Origin of the sequence: Actinoplanes aureus (assembly GCF_015704865.1) — a bacterium.
Taxonomy (GTDB): Bacteria; Actinomycetota; Actinomycetes; order Mycobacteriales; family Micromonosporaceae; genus Actinoplanes; species Actinoplanes aureus.
The window spans coordinates 635,359-654,340 of sequence record NZ_JADQTO010000001.1 but is presented as its reverse complement, the minus strand read 5'-3'; the positions used below and the strand labels follow the sequence as shown (position 1 = coordinate 654,340).

The window sequence follows — 18,982 nt, the reverse complement described above, 5'->3', positions numbered from 1 at the left end:
GGCGGGGCGCTCCCGGAAAACGGGGGCGCGGGCCGGCGGGCGGCCCCCCCCGGCCGCCGGCCGGCCGGCGCGATCAAGGAACGGCGCAGGTGGTGCCGTTGAGGGTGAAGGCGGCCGGCGCCGGGTTGCTTCCGGTCCAGCTGCCGAGGAAGCCGAACGAGGCCGAGCCGCCGGGTGCGAGGGTGCCGTTCCAGGAGGCGTTGGTGACGGTGACCGCGGTGCCGTCCTGGGTCAGTGCGCCGTTCCAGAGCTGAGCGATCCGCTGACCGCCGGTGTACTGCCACGTCAGCGACCATCCGGCGATCGCGGCGTTTCCGGTGTTGACGATCTTCACGTCGCCCTGGAAGCCGCCCGGCCAGTTGCCCGTCACCCGGTAGGTGACCGCGCAGCCCGCGGTGCCGGCACTCCCGCTCGGCGACGCCGAAACGCTGACCGACGGCGAAACGCTGACCGACGGCGAAACGCTGACCGACGGCGAGACACTGGGGCTCTGTGACGGGTTGATCTTCGACGGATCGACGACACCCCAGTACGCGGACTTCGCCTGCAACCGGGTGTCGAAGAGCAGCGGCGCGTCCTTGCGGGTCACCGGGAACGTGTCCAGCCAGGTGTTGTCGTCGGCCAGCCCCCACAGCGTCACTGAGGTGATCTCCGAGGCGTAGCGGCGGAACAGCGCGAACATGTCGCGGTAGACGTACGCCTGCTTGAGCAGCCGGTCGGCCGGCGGCGCCGGGAAGCTCTCCCCGTTGCTCGTGTAGATGCTGACGTCCATCTCGGTGACCTGCTGCTCCAGCCCGAGCGGGACGAACTTCTGGATCATCGCCTCGGTCTCGGCGACGGACGGCCAGTTCACGTTGATGTGCATCTGGTGGCCGACTCCGTCGATCGGCACGCCCTCGGCCTGGAGCTGTGCCACCAGGTTGTAGAGCTTGTCGCGCTTGGCCGGGACGTTGGTGTTGTAGTCGTTGATGAACAGCTTCGCGTCCGGCACGACCTCCCGGGCCACCCGGAACGCGGTGCGGATGTAGTCCAGCCCGGCGACCTCGTACCAGCTGCTGCGCCGCAGCCCGTCCGGCTGGTTCTCGTCGATGACCTCGTTCACCACGTCCCAGACGCCGATGTCGTCGCCGTAGTGCCCGGCCACGTTGCGGATGTGGTTCTCCAGGCGGCCGAGCAGCAGCTCCTTGTCCTCGGCGGTGGCGGTCATCGGCTGCCCGTCGGCGCCGGTGAACACCCACGACGGCGTCTGGTTGTGCCACACCAGGGTGTGCCCCCGGATCGCCATGCCGTTGGCTTTCGCGTACGCGATGAGCGGATCCGCCTGTGCGTAGGTGAACGTGTTCTCGTTCGGCTCGGTCGCGTCCCACTTCAGCGCGTTGCCCGGGGTCACGCTGTTGAAGTGCCTGCTCAGCAGCTGACCGTGCTCGGTGACGATCTCCGCACCGGTGATCGCCGCGCCCACCGGGAACTCGGTCACCACGTCCTTCACCCGCGGGATGTCGGTCTGGATCGGGAGTGCCGGCACGTAGCTCACGGTCACGTCGTCGATGTAGAACGAGCCGGTGGTGGACGACGTCTCCACGTACATCCGCAGGAACTCGACGTCGGTCGCGAGCGTGTAGCGCCCGGTGAGGTTGACCCAGCCACCGGAGTTCACCGCCGTGTTGCCGACCACCTGGTCGTAGGCGGCCGCGCCGCCGGTCCGGCGCTCCACGCTGAGCCGGACGTCGTCCGACCCGCTCGCCATCCGCACCCACGCCGAGATCGTGTACGCGGTGCCCTTCTCGAAGACGTCGAGCACGTCCAGCGACGGCCCCTGCCACGCGGCGGTGCGCCCGGTGACCTCAAGGCTCCCAATCCCACCGTGCGCGACGGTCGTGCTGTGCGCCAGGGTCTCGGCCGACCGCCCGACCCAGCCCTGGACCGTGCCGTCCTCGAAGTCGCTGGTCACCACGGTGATCGGGGTGGGGTCGTCGGCCGCGTTCGCGGTCGTGGATAGGGTGGCTGCGGCCAGAGGGGCCGCGACCACCAGCGTGGTCACGGCCAGCCGCGCGAGAGCGCGCATCTGCTGGTCCTTCGCGTGAGGGGGTACGCGGACAGGAAGTGAAAGTCATCGTTACATGGGAGCGCTCCCATAACAACATCGTGTTTCCCCTCTGTTACCTGACCTCCTGCACCACGAAGTCGTTGCCGTTGGCCGGGCAGGATCCGTGCGGAACCGGGTCATAGGTGTAGCCCTGCCCGCCGATCCGGTAGCCGCCGAGGTTCACCCGCTGGCCGTCGGTGAGACGCCGGAGCTTGCCGGAGACCGGCTCACGAAATTGCACGGTGGACGGCGTGGCCGCGTCGATCCAGGCCTGACCCTCCTGCCAGACCAGCAGCACCGGCTCGGTGGGCGGCCCGTGGAGGTAGGCGCAGTGTTCGGTCAGGTGGAACGTGACGTCGGACTCGGACACCTCGGCCTCGCCGAGCCAGTCGATGACCCGCACGAATACCAGCGGTCCCGAGGACGGCTGGGTGCCCTCGGCGAAGGAGTCCGGCAGCGAGGCGGACGGCGACGGCAGCGGTGATTGCGGCCGTGACGGCGAAGGTTCGGACCGGGTGACCGGAGCCGACGAGACGGCCGGACCGGGCGAAGCCTGGGTGTCCGGACTCTGGCAACCCGTGGCGGCGCCGGCCACCAGAAGAGTGGCGACCGCAAGGATTCGCTTCATAGCCGGTCCGACGCTGCCCCGGCCGGAACGGTTCCACTGCGCAAGGTAACGAACCTTTCGGCGGGATAACGCCTGAGATGGGGGATCTTGCGTACCGGAAACCGTCAGAGGACTCACGGCCAATTCCTAGGAATCGCTTCTAGGGTCGAGAAATGGAGAGTGTGGCGGTCGTCCCATGATGACGGTGCTCCGCCCGGAGGGGTCCGATCCGCCGGAACCCGCCCCGGAGGAGCGTAAGAGCCGGTGGAGCGCCACTGACCTGCGCAGAAAGCTCCTCGTCAGCACCGCGGTCCTCTGGGCCGTGGCGCTCACCGCGTTCGTGGTCGTACGCCTCGGGGTAGAGAATGAAGCACCGTCGGCGGCCGCCCCGTCGGCCGCGCCCTCCGCATCGGCCGCGCCTCTGACCGTCGCCGAGGTCTACCAGGCGCTGGCTCCGTCCGTGGTGCTGATCCGGTCGACCGGCCAGACCGATGCCGGCACCGGGACCGGTGTGATCGCGAACGCGGACGGCACCATCATCACCGCGCTGCACGTCGTCGAGGGCGCCCAGTCGATCGAGCTGACCTACGCGGACGGCACCAAGTCCGCGGCCGCGATCGCGAGGGCCGACCCGAAGCAGGACATCGCCACGCTCACCCCGCAGAAGCTGCCGGAGACGCTGGTGCCCGCGATCATGGGCGGCGGCTCGGCGGTCGGCGACGACGTGGTGGCGATCGGCAACCCGCTCGGGCTGACCTGGAGCACCAGCAGCGGCGTCGTCTCCGGCCTGGACCGGCGGCTGGACCGGGCGGGCAAGAGCGCCATCGAGGGGCTCATCCAGTTCGACGCGGCGGTCAACCCGGGCAACTCGGGTGGACCGCTGATCAACACCCGGGGTCAGGTGACCGGCATCGTCGTGGCGCTGGCCAACCCCACGGACGCCGGCACGTTCATCGGGATCGGCTTCGCCGTGCCCATCGGCGCCGCACTGGGCGGCGGCGAGGGCGACGGACAGGCACCGCCGCTGTGACCCTAGACAGATCAAGGACGGACACATGAGCTGGACCGACGCCCCGCCGGCCACTGCCGGACCGATCGAGAAGGTGCTGTACGAGGTCAAGAAGACCATCGTCGGCCAGGACCTCCTGCTCGAGCGGCTGATCGTGGCGCTGCTGGCCCGTGGCCACGTCCTGGTGGAGGGCGTACCCGGCCTGGCCAAGACCCTCGCGGTGAAGTGTCTGGCCGAGGCGATCGGCGGCGACTTCCACCGGGTCCAGTTCACCCCGGACCTGGTGCCCGCGGACATCGTCGGCACCCGGATCTACCACCAGCCGACCGGCGAGTTCCAGGTGCAGCTCGGCCCGGTCTTCACCAACCTGCTGCTCGCCGACGAGATCAACCGGGCGCCGGCCAAGGTGCAGAGCGCGCTGCTGGAGACGATGCAGGAGCGGCAGGTCACCATCGGCCGGGAGACGCACCTGCTGCCGAACCCGTTCCTGGTGATGGCCACCCAGAACCCGATCGAGAACGAGGGCGTCTATCCGCTGCCCGAGGCGCAGGTCGACCGGTTCATGATGAAGGTGCTGGTCGGCTACCCGAGCGTCACCGAGGAGTTCGTGGTGGTCGAGCGGGCGCTCGCCCCGGCCGCGGTGATCCAGCGGATCATCGACCCGGCGACGCTGATCACCCTCCAGCAGGAGGCGGACCGGGTCTACGTGGACCCGTCGCTCATCGAGTTCGCGGTGAACCTGGCCCACGCCACTCGCGAGCCGTCCCGGGTCGGGCTCACCGACCTGGCGCGGTACGTGACGTTCGGTGCCAGCCCGCGGTCGTCGATCAGCCTGGTGCTGGCGGCTCGGGCGCTCGCGTACATCCGGGGCCGGGAGTACGTGGTGCCGGACGACCTCAGCGACCTCGCCCTGGACGTGTTGCGGCACCGGCTCGTGCTCTCCTACGAGGCGCTCTCCGACGAGGTCACACCGGACCTGATCCTCTCCAAGATCTTGGCGAACTCGGCGTTCCCGGAGCCCAAAGGCCGGGGACGCTGACCATGAACACCGCGCCGGACCGGCTGCTGCGGCGCCTGGAGTGGAAGCTCGGGCGCCGTCTCGACGGGCGCCTCCAGGGTGCCTACCGCACGGTGTGGCACGGCGCCGGCATCGACTTCACCGACCTGCGGACCTACGCCGCGGAGGACGACGTCCGGCACATCGACTGGAACGTCACCGCGCGACTCGACGAGCCGTACGTCCGGCAGTACACCGAGGACCGCGAGATGACCGCGTGGTTCGTGATCGACCGGTCGGCCTCGATGAAGTTCGGTGCCAACCAGGGCAAGGAGTCGGTCGCCACCGAACTGGCGATCGGCCTGGCCCGGCTGGTGGCGCAGGGCGGCAACCGGGTCGGGGCGGTCCTGTTCGACAACACCTCGCAGCAGGTCATCCCGCCGCGGGGCGGCCGGGATCAGATCCTGCGCATCGCGCGCGAGTTGACGCGTACGCCCGCACCGGCGGCGAAGGGCGCGACCACCGACCTGGCCGCCATGCTCCGTCTCGCCGCGGCCACCACCACACGGCGGCGCAGCCTGATCTTCGTGATGTCCGACTTCATCGGTGATCCGGGCTGGGACCGGGCGCTCGCCATGCTCACCCACCGGCACGAGGTGGTGGTGATCCGGGTGGTCGACCCGTCCGAGCTGGAACTGCCCGATCTGGGCCTGATCCTGGTGGAGGACGCGGAGACCGGCGAGACCGTGCTGGTCGACACCAGTGATCCGCTGCTGCGCGGCCGGCTCGCCGACCAGGTCGGCGCCCGCGAGGACCGGCTCGCCGAGGGCATGCGCCGGGCCGGGGTACGCCCGCACCGCGTCACCACCGACCAGGACCTGCTGGCCGTACTGATCGACATGGTCAGGCGGTCCGGACGATGAGCTTCCTCTACCCGCTGCTGCTCATCGTCGCCGGAGTGGTGACCGGAGCGGCGATCTTCGCGTACGTCGCCATGCAACGGCGCCGGCGGGCCGCCCTGGCCGCGGCGGGTTTCGCCGACCGGCAGGGCCGCATCCGGCGGCACCTGCCGTACGCCCTGCTGCTCACCGCCCTGCCGATCCTGCTGGTCGGCCTGGCCCGCCCGCAGGCCGAGGTGGCCGTGCCGCGGGTCGCCGGCACGGTCCTGCTGGCGTTCGACAGCTCCAACAGCATGTCGGCCAAGGACGTGGCGCCGAGCCGGCTGGACGCGGCGAAGGCCGCCGCGGCCGCGTTCGTCGAGGAGCAACCGGACACGGTGGACGTCGGTGTGCTGGTCTTCGGCAGCCAAGCGCTGCTCACCCAGGCGCCGACCGACGACCACCAGGCCGCGGTGGCCGCGATCCAGCGGGTCAAGCCGAGCGGCGGCACCTCGCTCGGGCAGGCGATCCTGGTCGGGCTGAGCACCATCACCGGCAAGCCGGTCGAGCTGCCGGCCGAGGGCACGGCGCCGACCACGCAGGATCTCGGTTACTGGCCGTCGGCGACGATCGTGGTCTTCTCCGACGGTGAAGAGACCGGGGGACCGGACGTGCAGGCCGCCTCCGAGCTCGCGGCGGCCGCCGGGGTGCGGATCCAGACGGTCGGGGTCGGCACCGCACAGGGCGGAACGGTCGAGGTGGACGGCTTCCAGCTCGGTACCGCGCTGGACGAGAAGACGCTTACCGCGATCGCTCAGATCAGCGGCGGCAGCTATCAGCCGGCGGGCGATGCGGACTCGCTTAACGCGGCCACCAAGTCGATCGACCTGCGCCTGACCACCGAGTCGGAGCCGATCGAGCTGACCGGGCCGTTCGCGGCCGCGGCCCTGCTGCTGCTGACGCTCGGCGGGCTGCTGAGCACCCGCTGGCACGGAAGGATCGTGTGATGTCGCTGAGCTGGCCGTGGGCGTTGCTCGCGCTGCTGGTCGTACCGCTGCTGCTGGTGGCGCGCTGGTGGCTGAACCGGCGTCGCAAGCGGGCCGCGGTCACGGTGTCCAGCGTCGCGCTGATCCGGGCCGCGCTGCCGGGGCGGTCCGCCTGGCGCCGGCGTATCCCGGTCTTCCTCTTCCTGGCCGGCCTGCTCGCGCTGGCCGGGGCGGTCGCCCGCCCGCACGCGTCGATGTCGGTGCCGTCGAACAACACCACGATCCTGCTCGCGATCGACGTCTCCGGCTCGATGTGCAACACCGACATCGCGCCCAACCGGCTCGCGGTCGCGGCCGACGCGGCCCGCGACTTCGTCGAGGCGCAGGACGGCGAGACCCGGATCGGGCTGGTCGCCTTCTCCGGCATCGCCGGTCTGCTGGTCGCGCCCACCACCGACAAGGACCCGCTGCTCGACTCGATCGACACGCTGAAGACCGGCCGCGGTACGGCGATCGGCCAGGCGATCCTCACCTCGATCGACGCGATCGCGGAGAAGAACCCGGACGTGGCCGCGACCGGTGTGGAGCTGCCGGACGCGGCGCCGGGCACCGAGGGCGACTTCGAACCGGACACCATCGTGGTGCTCACCGACGGCTCGAACACCACCGGCGTCGACCCGGTCACCGCCGCCGAGCAGGCCGCGGCCCGGCGGCTGCGGGTCTACACGATCGGGTTCGGCACCACCGAACCGCAGCAGCTGGTCTGCACCGCCGACCAGATCAGTGGCGACTCGCCCTTCGGCGGCGGCCGCAACTGGGGCGGCGGGTTCGGTGGCGGCCGGGGCGGCGCCCGGGAGATCGACGAGGAAGCGCTCACCCAGGTCGCCGACCTGACCGGCGGCCGCTACTTCAAGGCCGGGGACGCCGAACAGCTCACCGACGTCCTCAACGACCTGCCCGGCGAGTTCGGCCTGGTCAAGCAGGACGTCGAGGTCACCGTCTGGTTCGTGCTGCTGGGCGTGCTGCTGGCGTTCAGCGGGGTGGGCCTGTCGATGTGGTGGAACCGGGGCCCCAGCCTGCCGCGGCGCTAGCTGTCAGCCGCTGAGGCGGCGGTGGCGTTGGGCGGCCATCCGGACCGGGGCGTTCGCCTCGCCGAAGAGGTCGTAACCACCACGCCTTTCGACGATCTCGAAGAACACCCGGCCGCCGAGCACCGGCGTGTACAGATGGAGCAGTTCGCCGCCGGACGAGTCGCGGTCGTAGAGGATGCCGTGCCGGCGGAGGGTGGCCACGAAGTCGTCCGGCAGGGCGAATCGGGCGGCCAGGTCGGCGTAGTAGTTGTCCGGCACCGGGAGCCGGGCCAGCGAGAGGGCGGACGCCGTCGCCACGATGTCGCCGGTACGGAACGCGACATGCTGCGGGTCGGCCACGGCCGGTGCCCACTCGCCGCGGCGCAGCAGCGCGACGGTGAGGGCGAGGCGTACGGTCCGGTCCGGGTTGGCCACGCCCCGGGAGCGCATCAGGCCGAACGGTGCGGCGTACTCCCCGGTGGCCAGATGATCCAGGTCGAGCACCGAGTGATAGAAGAGGCCGGCCTCGTCGAAGTGGTCGAACGGCTGCGCGAGTCCGAGATGGTCGGTCGACAGCAGGCCGGCTCCGGCCGCGACCGGAACACCGGTCGGCAGGAAATCGGATCGCCAGTCGTCGTCGGGACGGGTGATGAAAACGCTCGTACCGTCCGGGGCGGTGATCGCGGCCAGTTCGGCCTCGCCGGGTTCACGGACGTTGGGGTGTGCCGGTGCGAGCAGCGCCTCGGCTCGGCGCAGGGACCGTTGCGGGTCCTCCGACGTGATGGCGAAGGCGTTGATGGCCGCCGCGCCCGGCTCGGTGACCGCGCTGTTCAGGACGACCCGGCAGGCGGCCTGCTCCCACAACTCGACAGGTTTGGTGCGGTGCTGGCCGGTGTGCGTGAAACCGAGACCGCGTAGTGCGACCCGCAGCGACGGGCCGGAGCGGCCGTCGACGGCGAACTCGGTGAAGGAGAGCCCGGCCAGTTGCGGTGCGGAGGGCAGACCGCGCACCGAGAGCCGGTCCTCCAGGGCGATCAGCGAACGCATCGCGTCGACCGCGGTCCGCGCCGGGTCGGACTGCCGGAAGACGTCGTTGAAAACCTCGAGCGAGAGCGGTCCGTCGTAGCCGGCGGCGAGCACGAGGTCGACGAAGCGGGGCAGGTCGAAGGCACCCTGACCGGGGAAGAGGCGGTGGTGTCGGCTCCACTGGAGCACGTCCATGCTGAGGTTGGGCGCGTCGGCCAGCTGGAGGAAGAAGATCTTCCCGGGGGTGATGTCCGCGATGCCGTCCAGCTCGGCCGAGCGGGACAGTACATGGAACGAGTCCAGGCAGAGCCCGAGCGCCGGATGATCCGCGCGCTGGACGATTCGCCAGGAGTGGTCCCATGTGGAGACGTGGCGTCCCCAGGCGAGCGCTTCGTAGGCGATCCGCATCCCGCGGCCGGCGGCCCGGTCGGCCAGCATGGACAGTTGCGAAGCGGCCAGTTCGTCGTCGTCCACCGCGTCCGGGGAGACTGACGAACACACCAGCACGGTGTCCACGCCGAGGGCGGCCATCACGTCGAACTTCCGCTCCGCCCGTTCCAGGTTCGCCCGGAGCTGCGCGGGCGGTACCGCCTCGAAGTCACGGAACGGCTGGTAGAGGTCGATGCTCAGACCGAGGTCGGCGCAGCGCGTACGGATCTCATCGGGTGATCGGGGCGAGACCACCAGGTCGTTCTCGAATAGCTCGATGCCGTCGAATCCGGCGGCGGCAGCCGCCGTGAGCTTGTCGTCCAGCGTGCCGGACACACAGACTGTCGCGATCGATCGGCGCATCGAGCCTCCTGTTCAGATTTGCAGATAACCGGTGACCAGGTCGCCGAGCATGGTGCGGTAGTGCTCCCGCCGTTCCGGGTCCAGCAGGTCCCGGTCGAAGAGCGCGCCGAACGTGTGCCGGTTGGCGACCCGGAAGAAACAGAACGAGCTGATCAGCATGTGCACGTCGAGGGCGTCGACGCCGTCGCGGAACGTGCCGTCGCGGCGTCCCCGCTTCAGGACGTCGTCGAGCAGGGCGACCGCGGAGCTGTTCAGGTCGACGAGCCGGGCGACGTGGTTCATGTGTTTGGCGTGCTGGGCGTTCTCCACCCCGACCAGCTTGATGAACGCGGGGTGCGCCTCGTGGTGGTCGAAGGTGACCTCGGCGAGCCGGCGCAGGGCCGCGGCCGGCTCCAGGTGGTCGACGTCGACGGTGCGCTCGGCGGCGCGGATCTCCGCGTACGCCCGCTCCAGCACCGCCAGGTAGAGCTGCTCCTTGCCGCCGAAGTAGTAGTAGATCATCCGTTTCGTGGTGCGGGTACGTGCGGCGATCTCGTCGACCCGGGCGCCGCTGTAGCCGCGCTCGGCGAACTCGTCGGTGGCCACGTCGAGCAGCTCCAGACGGGTGCGCTCGGCGTCGCGCCGCCGCTCTCCCGTGAGTGCCGACATCGATTTCTCCTGCGTCATGAGGGCAAGTCTGCCGTGGGCCTTGACAGTGGTGGCCGTCACACCCGATAACTAACGTACCAGTTAGTTCATTAGCCCGGGAGAGTGACATGGCGGTTCTCCGTTGCGGATTGGTCGGAGCGGGGATCGGCGCGTCGCTGTCACCGGCACTGCACGAGGTGGAGGCCCGTCACCACGGCCTCGACCTCAGCTACACGCTGTTCGACGTGGACCGCCTCGGACAGGTTCTCGACGAGGCCGAACGTGACGGCTTCGCCGGGCTCAACGTCACCCATCCCTTCAAACAACAGGTGATCGAGCAGCTCGATCACCTGTCGCCGCAGGCCCGCGCCATCGGCGCGGTCAATACCGTGGTCTTCCGCGACGGGGAGCGGCACGGCCACAACACCGACGCGTACGGGTTTACCGAGGCGTTCCGGGCGACCCTGCCGGACGCCGCCACCGGCCACGTCGTGCAACTCGGAGCCGGCGGAGCCGGAGCCGCCTGTGCGCATTCGCTGCTCGGCCTCGGTGTCGAGCGGCTCACCATCGTCGACCCGGATGCCGACCGGCGCGCGGAACTGGCCGGCCGGCTCGGTGCGGCACACGTGGCAACCGCCACGCCCGGACTGCTAGCGAGCGCCGACGGGCTGGTCAACGCCAGTCCGATCGGCATGCACCACCACCCCGGTCTACCGCTGCCCGCAGAGCTGCTCCACCGCAGGCTGTGGGTCGTCGACATCGTCTACATGCCGTTGGTGACGGAGCTGCTGCGTGCCGCCCGTGCCGCCGGTGCGCGGGCGGTCGGCGGCACGGCGATGTGCGCTTACCAGGCCGCCGCCGCGTTTCAGCTGTTCACCGGCCTCACCCCGGACACCGCACGGATGCTGGACCACCTCGACGTAATCCTGGCCGGCCTTTCCGTGTGACCCCTCCCATGCTTCTGGAGCGCGAGATGCTTACCGAGAAGACCACCACTCGGGAACTCCCCGAACCCCTCTCACTACGCCGGATGGTCGGGCCCGGCGTCGTCGCCGTCGGCATCGGCATGGCCGCCGGTGAAATCATCCTGTGGCCGTACCTGACCGCCATCGGTGGCCTCGGCCTGCTCTGGCTGGCGTTCACCACGCTCGCCGTGCAGTTCGTCATCAACATGGAGATCGAGCGTTACACCCTGGCCACCGGGCAGACCGCCCTGGTCGGTTTCTCCCGCTGGTGGAAGGGCTGGGGCATCATCATCTGCCTGGCCGGCGCCTTCCAGTACGTCTGGCCCGGCTGGGCGACGAGCGGTTCGACCGTGTTCACGTACCTGATCGGCGGTGGTGATCCGGTCTGGATCACGGTGGCCACCCTGGTGATCGTCGGCCTGCTGCTGTCCTTCTCCAAGGTCATCTACAACACCGTGGAGAAGGTCGAGTTCGTCAAGGTCGGCCTCACCCTGTTCTTCCTGGTCGTCGTGGTGATCTTCGTGATCTCACTGGGTACCTGGGGCGAGGGCGCCAAGGCCACGGTCACCGAGTTCGGGCAGATCCCGGAGGGCATCACCTTCACCCTGATCCTGAGTGCGATCGGTGCGGCGGGCGCCGGCGGCGTACACAATCTGGTTCTGAGCAACTGGATCCGCGACAAGCGCTATGGCATGGGGGCACACGTGCCCCGGCTGGTCTCCCCGATCACCGGCCAGGTGGAGGCGGCTGGCACCGACCGGTACACCTTCCCGATCGACGACACCTCGATGGCCCGCTGGAAGGTCTGGTGGAAGCGGGCCAACATCGAGCACCTCAGCTCGTTCGTGGCGGTCTGCTTCGTGACGATCAGCGTGATGAGCCTGCTGGCCTACGAGACCCTCTTCGGCCTTGACGACCTCAAGTCCGACCCGTCGTTCCTGCGCATCCAGGGCGACATCTTCGCCGACGAGGTGGGCGGCTGGCTCCGGCTGCTCTTCCTGTCGGTCGCGGTGGTCTCGCTCTGGGCGGCGGCGATGGGCCTGCTCGACATCATCGGCCGGCTCGCCTCCGACTTCCTGCGCCGCAACTACCTGACCGAGTCCACCCGCTGGACCGAACCCCGCCTCTACCTCGTCGTGGTCTGGGCGGAGATCATCCTGGGCTCGGCCATCCTGCTGGCCGGCTTCGACCAGCCGCTCGGCCTGCTGATCGTCTCCACCTGCGCGGCGTCGGTGGTCACCCTGCTCTACTCGATCCTGCTGATCCGCCTCAACACCCGAGACCTGCCCGCAGCGGTCAAGCTGGGCGGATGGCGGCTCGGCGGGATGCTGGTGGCTATCGCTTTCTACGGCTTCTTCGCGATCGCCATGGTGGTGACGCAACTGCAGCGCCTTTAGGGGTCCTGCTTCTTCGGGGTACGCGTGACCGGTCGTCCCGCCGAAGCCGACCCGTGCCCGCTCTCCCGGCGCGGGCCCGGCTTTCCCTCACCGCCCCAGCGCGACCGCCGGTAAACAGCATCACCTGGCGGTCACGGCGGCGAACGTGCGGAATCGCGGTCCGCTAGCGGCCGGGTCCGGGCGCGATTCGCGCCCGGACCTCGTGCTGCCGGCCGGTGTCAACGTGTCCGGAGTGCGACCACCGAGAGGAAGCCCATCGCGGTGATCGAGCCGACGGCGAGCGTCACGGTGCCGGCCGTGCCGCCGGACATCGCCCACAGATTGCCGGCCAGCAGGGCGGTTCCGGCGATCACGGCGGCCACCGCCGAGCCGTGCGAACCGCGTGCCGCGAACCGCCGGGCGAGCACGTAGCAGGCCGCGATCAGGGCGGTGAAGGTGACCGTGCCGGCGGCCATGTGCCCGATCGAGTGCCAGCTCATCGTGGTCGGCACGGTGTCCGGGGTGCCGGCCGGGAAGCCCAGGCCCGGGTCCATCACCAGCAGCCCGGCGGCGATCATGCCGAAACCGGCGGTCCGGGTCAGCCGCGGCGCCCACTTTCCCTCCAGGGTTCCGGCGCCGAACACCATCAGCACACCGGCCACCACGAAGTTGGTGATCTGCAACCAGCCGAGCGAACCGGTGCTGAGCTGGCTGAGCGGGTGCCGCATCAGGTCGAACCCGTCGCGGGTGACGGCCTGGGCGAGCGACACGGCGGTCCACAGTGGTGCGGCGGCGACGAGTGCAGCACGGCGGGACGGGACGGCAACGGTACGGCTGAAGGCAACACTGGTCATCTCGGGCTCCTTCGTCGGATCAGCTGTTCTGCCCAAGCGTCGATCTCCCGATGTGACAGGTAATGCTTGAATTACCTGTCACATGGGCTGGATCGACGCTGGTGCACAACCGCCCACGAAACGGAGAACACGATGCGCTACCTGATGATGCAGAAGGCCCAGACCACCGAGCCGGACGCCAACCTCTACGCCGAGATGGCCGCGTTCGTCGAGGAGCTGACCGCCTCCGGCGTCCTGCTCGCCACCGGCGGACTCGACCCGGTCGGGTTCAAGATGACCTCGGCCGGTGACGACATCACCGTGACCGACGGGCCGTTCACCGAGGCCAAGGAGGCGATCGGCGGATTTGCCCTGGTCGAGGTGCGGTCGAAGGAGGAGGCGATCGAGCTGGCCCGCCGATTCCGCAAGATCGTCGGTGACGGGGAGAGCGTGATCCACCAGGTCTTCGGGCCGTGACCGACACCTCGGCCACCGTCGGCGTCGTCTGGAAGCAGGAGTCCGCGCGGATCGTCGCCGGGCTCCTGCGGCTGGTGCGCGACGTCGGCCTGGCCGAGGAACTGGCACAGGACGCGCTGGTCGCCGCCCTGGAGCAGTGGCCGGCGACCGGAGTCCCGGAGAACCCCGGCGCCTGGCTGATGACCATCGCCAAGCGCCGGGCCGTCGACCACATCAGACGCGTCCGTACCCAGGAGCGGCTCGCACCGGACATCGCCCGCTTGTCCGAGACCGACCAGGAACCGGGCGACGACGACGTGCTCCGGCTGATGTTCACGTCCTGTCATCCCGTACTCCCGACGGAAGCCCGGGTGGCACTCACCCTGCGCGTGATCGCCGGCTTGAGCCCGGCGGAGATCGCCCGGGGTTTCCTGGTCGGCGAACAGGTGATCGTGCAGCGGATCGCCGCCGCCAAGCGCACGCTCGCCGAGGCGGGGGTGTCCTACGAGCCGTCCACGCAGCTCTCGTCCGTGCTCGAGGTCGTCTACCTGATCTTCAACGAGGGATATTCGGCCACCTCGGGTGCGGATCTGATCCGCGCCGACCTGTGCCTGGAGGCGCTGCGGCTCGGGCGGCTGCTCGCCGTCCTCGCTCCCGAGCAGGCCGAGGTGCACGGTCTCGTGGCGCTCATGGAGATCCAGCAGTCGCGGTCGGCGGCGCGCACCGGACCGGGCGGCGAGCCGATCCCGCTGCACGAACAGAACCGGGGCCGCTGGGACCAGTTGCTCATCCGCCGCGGATTCGCCGCGATGCTGCGCGCCCGCGAGGCGGAGGGGCCGCCCGGGCCCTACGTGCTGCAGGCCGCGATCGCGGTCTGTCACGCGCAGGCCCGCACCGCCGAAGAGACCGATTGGGTACGCATCGCCACGCTGTACGAGGCGCTCGAGCGGCTGCTCCCGACCCCCGTCGTCCGGCTGAACCGGGCCGTCGCGGTGGGTTTCGCGCACGGCCCGCAGGCCGGCCTGGACCTGCTCGACGAGCTGCGCGCCGACTCGAAGCTGGCGGACTACCACCTGCTGCCCAGCGTCCGCGGCGATCTGCTGGTCCGGCTCGGCCGCCCGGCGGAGGGCCGGCGCGAACTGGAACGAGCGGCGTCCCTGGCCCGCAACGCCGCCGAGCGGGACTTCCTGCTCCGGCGCGCGGCCGCCCTGGCCGTGCCCGAGGAATCGGGCATGCTGCTCGGTCCGGCCGTGGCCGGGTTCGTCGGCTCGCTCGGCCCGGCCACCTCCCGGGCCTACGGTCAGACCCTGCACCGGATCGCCCGGTCCGCCGGCGATCGCCTTCCGCTGGCCGGGCTGACCGCCGCCGGGATCGCCGAGATCTGCGCGATGGCCTGGCCGGACGTCGCCCCGCGCAGCTGGAACCGGCACGTGGCGGCGGTCCGCTCCTTCGCCACCTGGGCCGGCGTGCCGGAGCTCGCGTCCGGGCTCCGGCCCAGGCGGGCGCGGCCCGGCTCGGTAGCCGTGCACGCGCCCTTACCGCCGAGCGAGCCTTCGCTGCGTGAGCGGGCGCTCTGGTGCCTGCTGCGGGAGTCGTCCGCGAAGGTGGGCGCGGTGCTGGCGCTCAACGTGGAAGATCTCGACCTGGCCGACCGCAGCGCCCGGGACGGCGCGATCGTCTGGCGCTCCGGGACGGCCCGGCTGCTTCCGGAGCTGAGCGCGGGGGTACCGGGGGGGGGTTTGGTCCCCCCCGACGGGGGGCCGGGCCGGGGCCCCCCGCCGGCGCCGGCGGATCTCTGCCCGGAGACCGGCCGGCGGCGCCTGTCCTACGAGCGCGCCGAATACCTGTGCAAACGAATGACCGGCCGAAGTCTCGGCCGCCTGCGCCACGCTCCGGCAGTCCCCGGTGATCCAGGTCAGCGATAGGCGGCGTGACCGGTCAGCGTCTGCCCGATCACCAGGGTGTGGATCTCCGAGGTGCCCTCGTAGGTGAGGACCGACTCGAGGTTGTTGGCGTGCCGCAGCGGCGAGTATTCGAGGGTGATGCCGCTGCCGCCGAGGATGGTGCGGCATTCGCGGGCGATGGCGAGCGCCGTACGGACGTTGTTGAGCTTGCCGACGCTGATCTGGTGCGGCTTGATCGTGCCGGCGTCCTTGAGGCGGCCGAGGTGCACGGCCAGCAGCATCGCGGTGTTGAGGTCGACCGCCATGTTCGCCAGTTTCTCCTGGGTGAGCTGGAAGGCGGCGATCGGCTTGCCGAACTGGATGCGGGAGTTCGCGTAGTCGAGCGCGGCACGCAGCGCGTCGCGGCCGGCGCCGGTGGAGCCGAAGACGATGCCGAAGCGGGCTTCGCTGAGGCAGCTCAGCGGTGCGCCGAGACCGCGGGCGAGGGGCAGGCGGGCGGAGTCCGGCAGGCGGACCTCGTCGAGGATCAGCTCGCCGGTGATCGAGGCGCGCAGCGAGAGCTTCTGCTTGATGGTGCGGCTGGTGAAACCGGGCGTGCCGCGCGGGACCAGGAAGCCGCGGATGCCGTCCTCGGTCTGCGCCCAGACCGTGGCGACGTCGGCGATGCTGCCGTTGGTGATCCACATCTTGGTGCCGGTCAGGATCCAGTCGTCGCCGTCCCGAACCGCCCGGGTACGCATGTTCGCCGGGTCGCTGCCGAAGTCCGGCTCGGTCAGGCCGAAGCAGCCGATCGCCTCGCCGGCCGCCATCCGGGGCAGCCACTCCTGCTTCTGCTCCTCCGAGCCGTACTTCCAGATCGAGAACATCGCCAGCGAGCCCTGCACCGACACGAAGCTGCGCAGGCCGGAGTCGCCGGCCTCCAGTTCCAGGCAGGCCAGGCCGTACGCGACCGCGCTGGTCCCGGCACAGCCGTATCCCTCGAGGTGCATGCCGAGCAGGCCCAGCTTGCCCAGCTCGAGGGCGAGTTCGCGGGGGAAGGTCCCCTCCTCGAACCAGCCGGCGACGTACGGGCGGACGTGATCGGCCACGAACCGCCCCACCGTCTCCTGGATCTGCCGTTCCTCGTCGCTGAGCAGTCCGGCGATGTCGATCAGGTCGGTCGGGTCGGTCATCGGTCCTCCACGGTGTGTTCGGGCACGGTGTGTTCGGCCAGTTTCGGTGGGCGCCGGATGTAGCGCGGCGGGGTGCGGGACAGCTTGATCGGGTTGGCGACGGTCACCCCGTCGCCGAGCGGCACGATCGGATCGAGCCCCAGTTCGGCGGCGAGGCCGAAGGCCGCGGCCAGATCGTTCACCGGACCGCACGGTACGCCGCGAGCGGTCAGCAGCGGTATCCAGTGATTCACCGGCCTGGTCCGGAGCCGCGCCGTGAGCAGGGACGCCAGGTCGTCGACGTGGGCGACCCGGTCGGCGTTCCGGGCGAAGCGCGGGTCCGGCGGCAGATCGAGCACCTCGCAGAGGGCGGCGAACTGCCCGTCGTTACCGACCGCCACGACGAGTTCCGCGTCGGCCGCCGGGAACACCTGATAGGGCGCGATCGACGGGTGCCGGTTGCCGAGCCGCCCGGGCACCACGCCGGCCAGCGCGTACCCACTGCTCTGGTTGACCATGCTCGCCAGCAGTGTGCTGAGCAGGTCGACCTCGACGAGCTGCCCCTCGCCGGTGCGGTCCCGGTGGCGCAGGGCGGCCAGGATCCCGACCGTGGCGTGCAGCCCGGTCAGCACGTCGACCAGGGCGACCCCGGTCTTCAGCGGCGGGCCGCCCTCCTCACCGGTCACGCTCATCAGGCCGCCGACCGCCTGGATCAACAGGTCGTATCCCGGCATGTCGCTCTTCGCGCCGAAGCCGGTGACCGAGCAGTAGACGAGACCCGGGTTGCCCCTGCTCAGGCTTTCGTAGTCGAGACCGAAACGGGCCATCGTGCCCGGTTTGAAGTTCTCCACCACTACATCGGCTCTTCCGGCCAGTTCGACCGCTCTCCGGTCGGAGAGATCCAGGGCGACCGAGCGTTTGTTCCGGTTCACCGACTGGAAGTAGGTCGCCTCGCCGTCGTGGAACGGCGGCCCCCAGGAGCGGGTGTCGTCCCCGGTGCCCGGCCGCTCGATTTTGATCACCTCGGCGCCGAGGTCGGCGAGGAGCATCGTCGCGTACGGCGCGGCCAGAACCCGGCCGAAGTCGGCGATCAGCACGCCGGCGAGCGGCCCGGTGGCGGTCATACCCGGATTCTGCCCGGTTCAGGGTCCTCTCAGCGAGGTGATCTAACCTGATGATCATGACGGTCTCGGGTGGACTCAATGATTTCATCGATCCGGCTGTCCGGGATTCCGTCGCCGGCTTCCTGGCGACCGTGGAGACCGAGCTGCGTACCGCGGTGGCCAGTGACGATCCGTTGGTCACCGAGGTGGCCAACCACCTGATGGAGGCCGGCGGCAAGCGGTTCCGGCCGCTGGTCGTCGCGCTGTGCGCGCAGTTCGGTGACGCCGGCCGGCCCGAGCTGATGCCCGCCGCGGTGCTGATGGAACTGACCCACCTGGCCACCCTCTACCACGACGACGTGATGGACGAGGCACCCATGCGGCGGGGTGCGGCGAGCGCCAACTCGCGCTGGACCAACTCGATCGCGGTCTACGTCGGCGACTACCTGCTGGCCCGCGCCGCCGGGATCGCCGCCGGGCTCGGGCAGGAGGCGGTCCGGCTGCAGTCGCGTACCCTCGCCCAGCTCGTCGAGGGCCAGCTGGCCGAGACGGTGGGCCCGCGCGGCGGCGACCCGATCCGGCACCACCTGCGCGTCATCGAGGACAAGACCGCCTGCCTGTTCGCCACCTCGGCCCGGTTCGGCGGCATGTTCGCCGGGCTGCCCACCGAACACGTCGAGACCCTCGCCGACTTCGGCACGTCGATCGGGCTCGCCTTCCAGCTCTCCGACGACCTGCTGGACATCGCCTCCGAATCGGCCCAGTCCGGCAAGACCCCCGGCACCGACCTGCGGGAAGGTGTGCCGACTCTGCCGGTCCTCTACGCGCTCGCCGGCAACGAGAACCCGCGCCTGACGGCCCTGCTCTCGCAGGGCCCGCTCACCGACGACGCGGACCATGCCGAAGCACTCACGCTGCTGCGTGAGTCGGCCGCGCTCAAGCAGGCCCGGGAAACCGTGCACGGGTACGCCGAGCAGGCCCGCCGCCTGGCCGGGACACTGCCGGACGGGCCGCCCCGCCGCACCCTCGAATCGCTCTGTCACTACATCGCCGGCCGCACCGGCTGACCCCCGTTTCAGCGATACCGCCCTTGGCCATCGAGTAAGTACGGTGAGC

General features: G+C 70.3%; 17 protein-coding genes. 10 read left to right on the top strand and 7 right to left on the bottom strand.

What is annotated here, in order from left to right; all coding sequences use genetic code 11:
• Window positions 1-73: 73 nt before the first annotated feature.
• Complete coding sequence (locus I4J89_RS02870; protein WP_196412198.1) at window positions 74-2,065, bottom strand: endo-1,4-beta-xylanase; 1,992 nt, start codon at window positions 2,063-2,065, stop codon at window positions 74-76.
• Window positions 2,066-2,159: 94 nt separating this feature from the next.
• On the bottom strand, window positions 2,160-2,714 hold the full coding sequence (locus I4J89_RS02865; protein ID WP_196412197.1) for a hypothetical protein: 555 nt from the start codon (window positions 2,712-2,714) through the stop codon (window positions 2,160-2,162).
• Window positions 2,715-2,889: 175 nt separating this feature from the next.
• Between I4J89_RS02865 and I4J89_RS02860 the strand changes: the two genes are divergently transcribed.
• Genes I4J89_RS02860 through I4J89_RS02840 form a run of 5 tightly spaced genes read left to right on the top strand, consistent with a single transcriptional unit; the run spans window position 2,890 to window position 7,654 of the window.
• Window positions 2,890-3,723, top strand: a complete 834-nt coding sequence (locus I4J89_RS02860; protein ID WP_230858184.1) for a S1C family serine protease — start codon at window positions 2,890-2,892, stop codon at window positions 3,721-3,723.
• 25 nt (window positions 3,724-3,748) lie between these two features.
• Window positions 3,749-4,741, top strand: a complete 993-nt coding sequence (locus I4J89_RS02855) for an AAA family ATPase (protein ID WP_196412196.1) — start codon at window positions 3,749-3,751, stop codon at window positions 4,739-4,741.
• Between the two features lie 2 nt (window positions 4,742-4,743).
• Window positions 4,744-5,622 carry a DUF58 domain-containing protein gene (locus I4J89_RS02850; RefSeq protein WP_196412195.1) on the top strand — a complete coding sequence of 293 codons (879 nt, stop codon included), beginning with the start codon at window positions 4,744-4,746 and terminating at the stop codon, window positions 5,620-5,622.
• The gene (locus I4J89_RS02845; RefSeq protein WP_196412194.1) at window positions 5,619-6,584 is read left to right on the top strand and encodes a VWA domain-containing protein; all 966 of its coding nucleotides are present in this window, start codon (window positions 5,619-5,621) and stop codon (window positions 6,582-6,584) included. Before I4J89_RS02850 ends, I4J89_RS02845 begins: the two co-directional genes overlap by 4 nt.
• A complete protein-coding gene (locus I4J89_RS02840) occupies window positions 6,584-7,654 on the top strand; it encodes a VWA domain-containing protein (protein WP_196412193.1) in 1,071 nt (356 codons plus the stop codon). Before I4J89_RS02845 ends, I4J89_RS02840 begins: the two co-directional genes overlap by 1 nt.
• 3 nt (window positions 7,655-7,657) lie before the next feature.
• On the opposite strand, the gene I4J89_RS02835 is transcribed toward I4J89_RS02840, so the two are convergent.
• Together I4J89_RS02835 and I4J89_RS02830 are read right to left on the bottom strand one after the other, a co-directional pair.
• A complete protein-coding gene (locus I4J89_RS02835) occupies window positions 7,658-9,451 on the bottom strand; it encodes a bifunctional sugar phosphate isomerase/epimerase/4-hydroxyphenylpyruvate dioxygenase family protein (protein WP_196412192.1) in 1,794 nt (597 codons plus the stop codon).
• A gap of 12 nt (window positions 9,452-9,463) precedes the next feature.
• A complete protein-coding gene (locus I4J89_RS02830; protein ID WP_196412191.1) occupies window positions 9,464-10,117 on the bottom strand; it encodes a TetR/AcrR family transcriptional regulator in 654 nt (217 codons plus the stop codon).
• 89 nt (window positions 10,118-10,206) lie between these two features.
• Here I4J89_RS02830 and I4J89_RS02825 point away from each other — a divergent pair, with 89 nt between their 5' ends.
• Both I4J89_RS02825 and I4J89_RS02820 read left to right on the top strand, forming a co-directional pair.
• Window positions 10,207-11,025, top strand: a complete 819-nt coding sequence (locus I4J89_RS02825; RefSeq protein ID WP_196412190.1) for a shikimate dehydrogenase — start codon at window positions 10,207-10,209, stop codon at window positions 11,023-11,025.
• Between the two features lie 26 nt (window positions 11,026-11,051).
• Window positions 11,052-12,440, top strand: coding sequence for an Nramp family divalent metal transporter (locus I4J89_RS02820; RefSeq protein ID WP_196412189.1), 1,389 nt, complete (start codon window positions 11,052-11,054; stop codon window positions 12,438-12,440).
• Window positions 12,441-12,658: 218 nt separating this feature from the next.
• Here I4J89_RS02820 and I4J89_RS02815 read toward each other — a convergent pair whose 3' ends face one another.
• On the bottom strand, window positions 12,659-13,273 hold the full coding sequence (locus I4J89_RS02815; protein ID WP_196412188.1) for a DUF998 domain-containing protein: 615 nt from the start codon (window positions 13,271-13,273) through the stop codon (window positions 12,659-12,661).
• 132 nt (window positions 13,274-13,405) lie between these two features.
• Here I4J89_RS02815 and I4J89_RS02810 point away from each other — a divergent pair, with 132 nt between their 5' ends.
• Both I4J89_RS02810 and I4J89_RS51390 read left to right on the top strand, forming a co-directional pair.
• A complete protein-coding gene (locus I4J89_RS02810; protein WP_196412187.1) occupies window positions 13,406-13,729 on the top strand; it encodes a YciI family protein in 324 nt (107 codons plus the stop codon).
• Complete coding sequence (locus tag I4J89_RS51390) at window positions 13,726-15,633, top strand: RNA polymerase sigma factor (RefSeq protein ID WP_196412186.1); 1,908 nt, start codon at window positions 13,726-13,728, stop codon at window positions 15,631-15,633. The genes I4J89_RS02810 and I4J89_RS51390 overlap by 4 nt, the downstream gene beginning before the upstream one ends.
• On the opposite strand, the gene I4J89_RS02800 is transcribed toward I4J89_RS51390, so the two are convergent.
• A complete protein-coding gene (locus tag I4J89_RS02800) occupies window positions 15,624-16,784 on the bottom strand; it encodes an acyl-CoA dehydrogenase family protein (RefSeq protein ID WP_196412185.1) in 1,161 nt (386 codons plus the stop codon). The two genes, I4J89_RS51390 and I4J89_RS02800, sit on opposite strands and share 10 nt — an antisense overlap.
• Window positions 16,781-17,887 (bottom strand): CaiB/BaiF CoA transferase family protein, encoded by a 1,107-nt coding sequence (locus I4J89_RS02795; RefSeq protein ID WP_196412184.1) that lies wholly within the window; start codon window positions 17,885-17,887, stop codon window positions 16,781-16,783. The genes I4J89_RS02800 and I4J89_RS02795 overlap by 4 nt, the downstream gene beginning before the upstream one ends.
• A 56-nt stretch (window positions 17,888-17,943) precedes the next feature.
• Between I4J89_RS02795 and I4J89_RS02790 the strand changes: the two genes are divergently transcribed.
• Window positions 17,944-18,933, top strand: coding sequence for a polyprenyl synthetase family protein (locus I4J89_RS02790; protein ID WP_196412183.1), 990 nt, complete (start codon window positions 17,944-17,946; stop codon window positions 18,931-18,933).
• Window positions 18,934-18,982 lie beyond the last annotated feature (49 nt).

Excerpts from the sequence above, each read along its gene's own strand:
- I4J89_RS02800 (WP_196412185.1), bottom strand. The coding sequence starts at position 16,784 with ATGACCGACCCGACCGACCTGATCGACATCGCCGGACTGCTCAGCGAC.
- I4J89_RS02835 (WP_196412192.1), bottom strand. The coding sequence starts at position 9,451 with ATGCGCCGATCGATCGCGACAGTCTGTGTGTCCGGCACGCTGGACGAC.
- I4J89_RS02810 (WP_196412187.1), top strand. The coding sequence starts at position 13,406 with ATGCGCTACCTGATGATGCAGAAGGCCCAGACCACCGAGCCGGACGCC.
- I4J89_RS02790 (WP_196412183.1), top strand. The coding sequence starts at position 17,944 with ATGACGGTCTCGGGTGGACTCAATGATTTCATCGATCCGGCTGTCCGG.
- I4J89_RS02845 (WP_196412194.1), top strand. The coding sequence starts at position 5,619 with ATGAGCTTCCTCTACCCGCTGCTGCTCATCGTCGCCGGAGTGGTGACC.
- I4J89_RS02825 (WP_196412190.1), top strand. The coding sequence starts at position 10,207 with ATGGCGGTTCTCCGTTGCGGATTGGTCGGAGCGGGGATCGGCGCGTCG.
- I4J89_RS02820 (WP_196412189.1), top strand. The coding sequence starts at position 11,052 with ATGCTTACCGAGAAGACCACCACTCGGGAACTCCCCGAACCCCTCTCA.
- I4J89_RS02870 (WP_196412198.1), bottom strand. The coding sequence starts at position 2,065 with ATGCGCGCTCTCGCGCGGCTGGCCGTGACCACGCTGGTGGTCGCGGCC.
- I4J89_RS02855 (WP_196412196.1), top strand. The coding sequence starts at position 3,749 with ATGAGCTGGACCGACGCCCCGCCGGCCACTGCCGGACCGATCGAGAAG.
- I4J89_RS02865 (WP_196412197.1), bottom strand. The coding sequence starts at position 2,714 with ATGAAGCGAATCCTTGCGGTCGCCACTCTTCTGGTGGCCGGCGCCGCC.
- I4J89_RS02860 (WP_230858184.1), top strand. The coding sequence starts at position 2,890 with ATGATGACGGTGCTCCGCCCGGAGGGGTCCGATCCGCCGGAACCCGCC.
- I4J89_RS02815 (WP_196412188.1), bottom strand. The coding sequence starts at position 13,273 with ATGACCAGTGTTGCCTTCAGCCGTACCGTTGCCGTCCCGTCCCGCCGT.
- I4J89_RS02850 (WP_196412195.1), top strand. The coding sequence starts at position 4,744 with ATGAACACCGCGCCGGACCGGCTGCTGCGGCGCCTGGAGTGGAAGCTC.
- I4J89_RS02830 (WP_196412191.1), bottom strand. The coding sequence starts at position 10,117 with ATGACGCAGGAGAAATCGATGTCGGCACTCACGGGAGAGCGGCGGCGC.
- I4J89_RS02840 (WP_196412193.1), top strand. The coding sequence starts at position 6,584 with ATGTCGCTGAGCTGGCCGTGGGCGTTGCTCGCGCTGCTGGTCGTACCG.
- I4J89_RS02795 (WP_196412184.1), bottom strand. The coding sequence starts at position 17,887 with ATGACCGCCACCGGGCCGCTCGCCGGCGTGCTGATCGCCGACTTCGGC.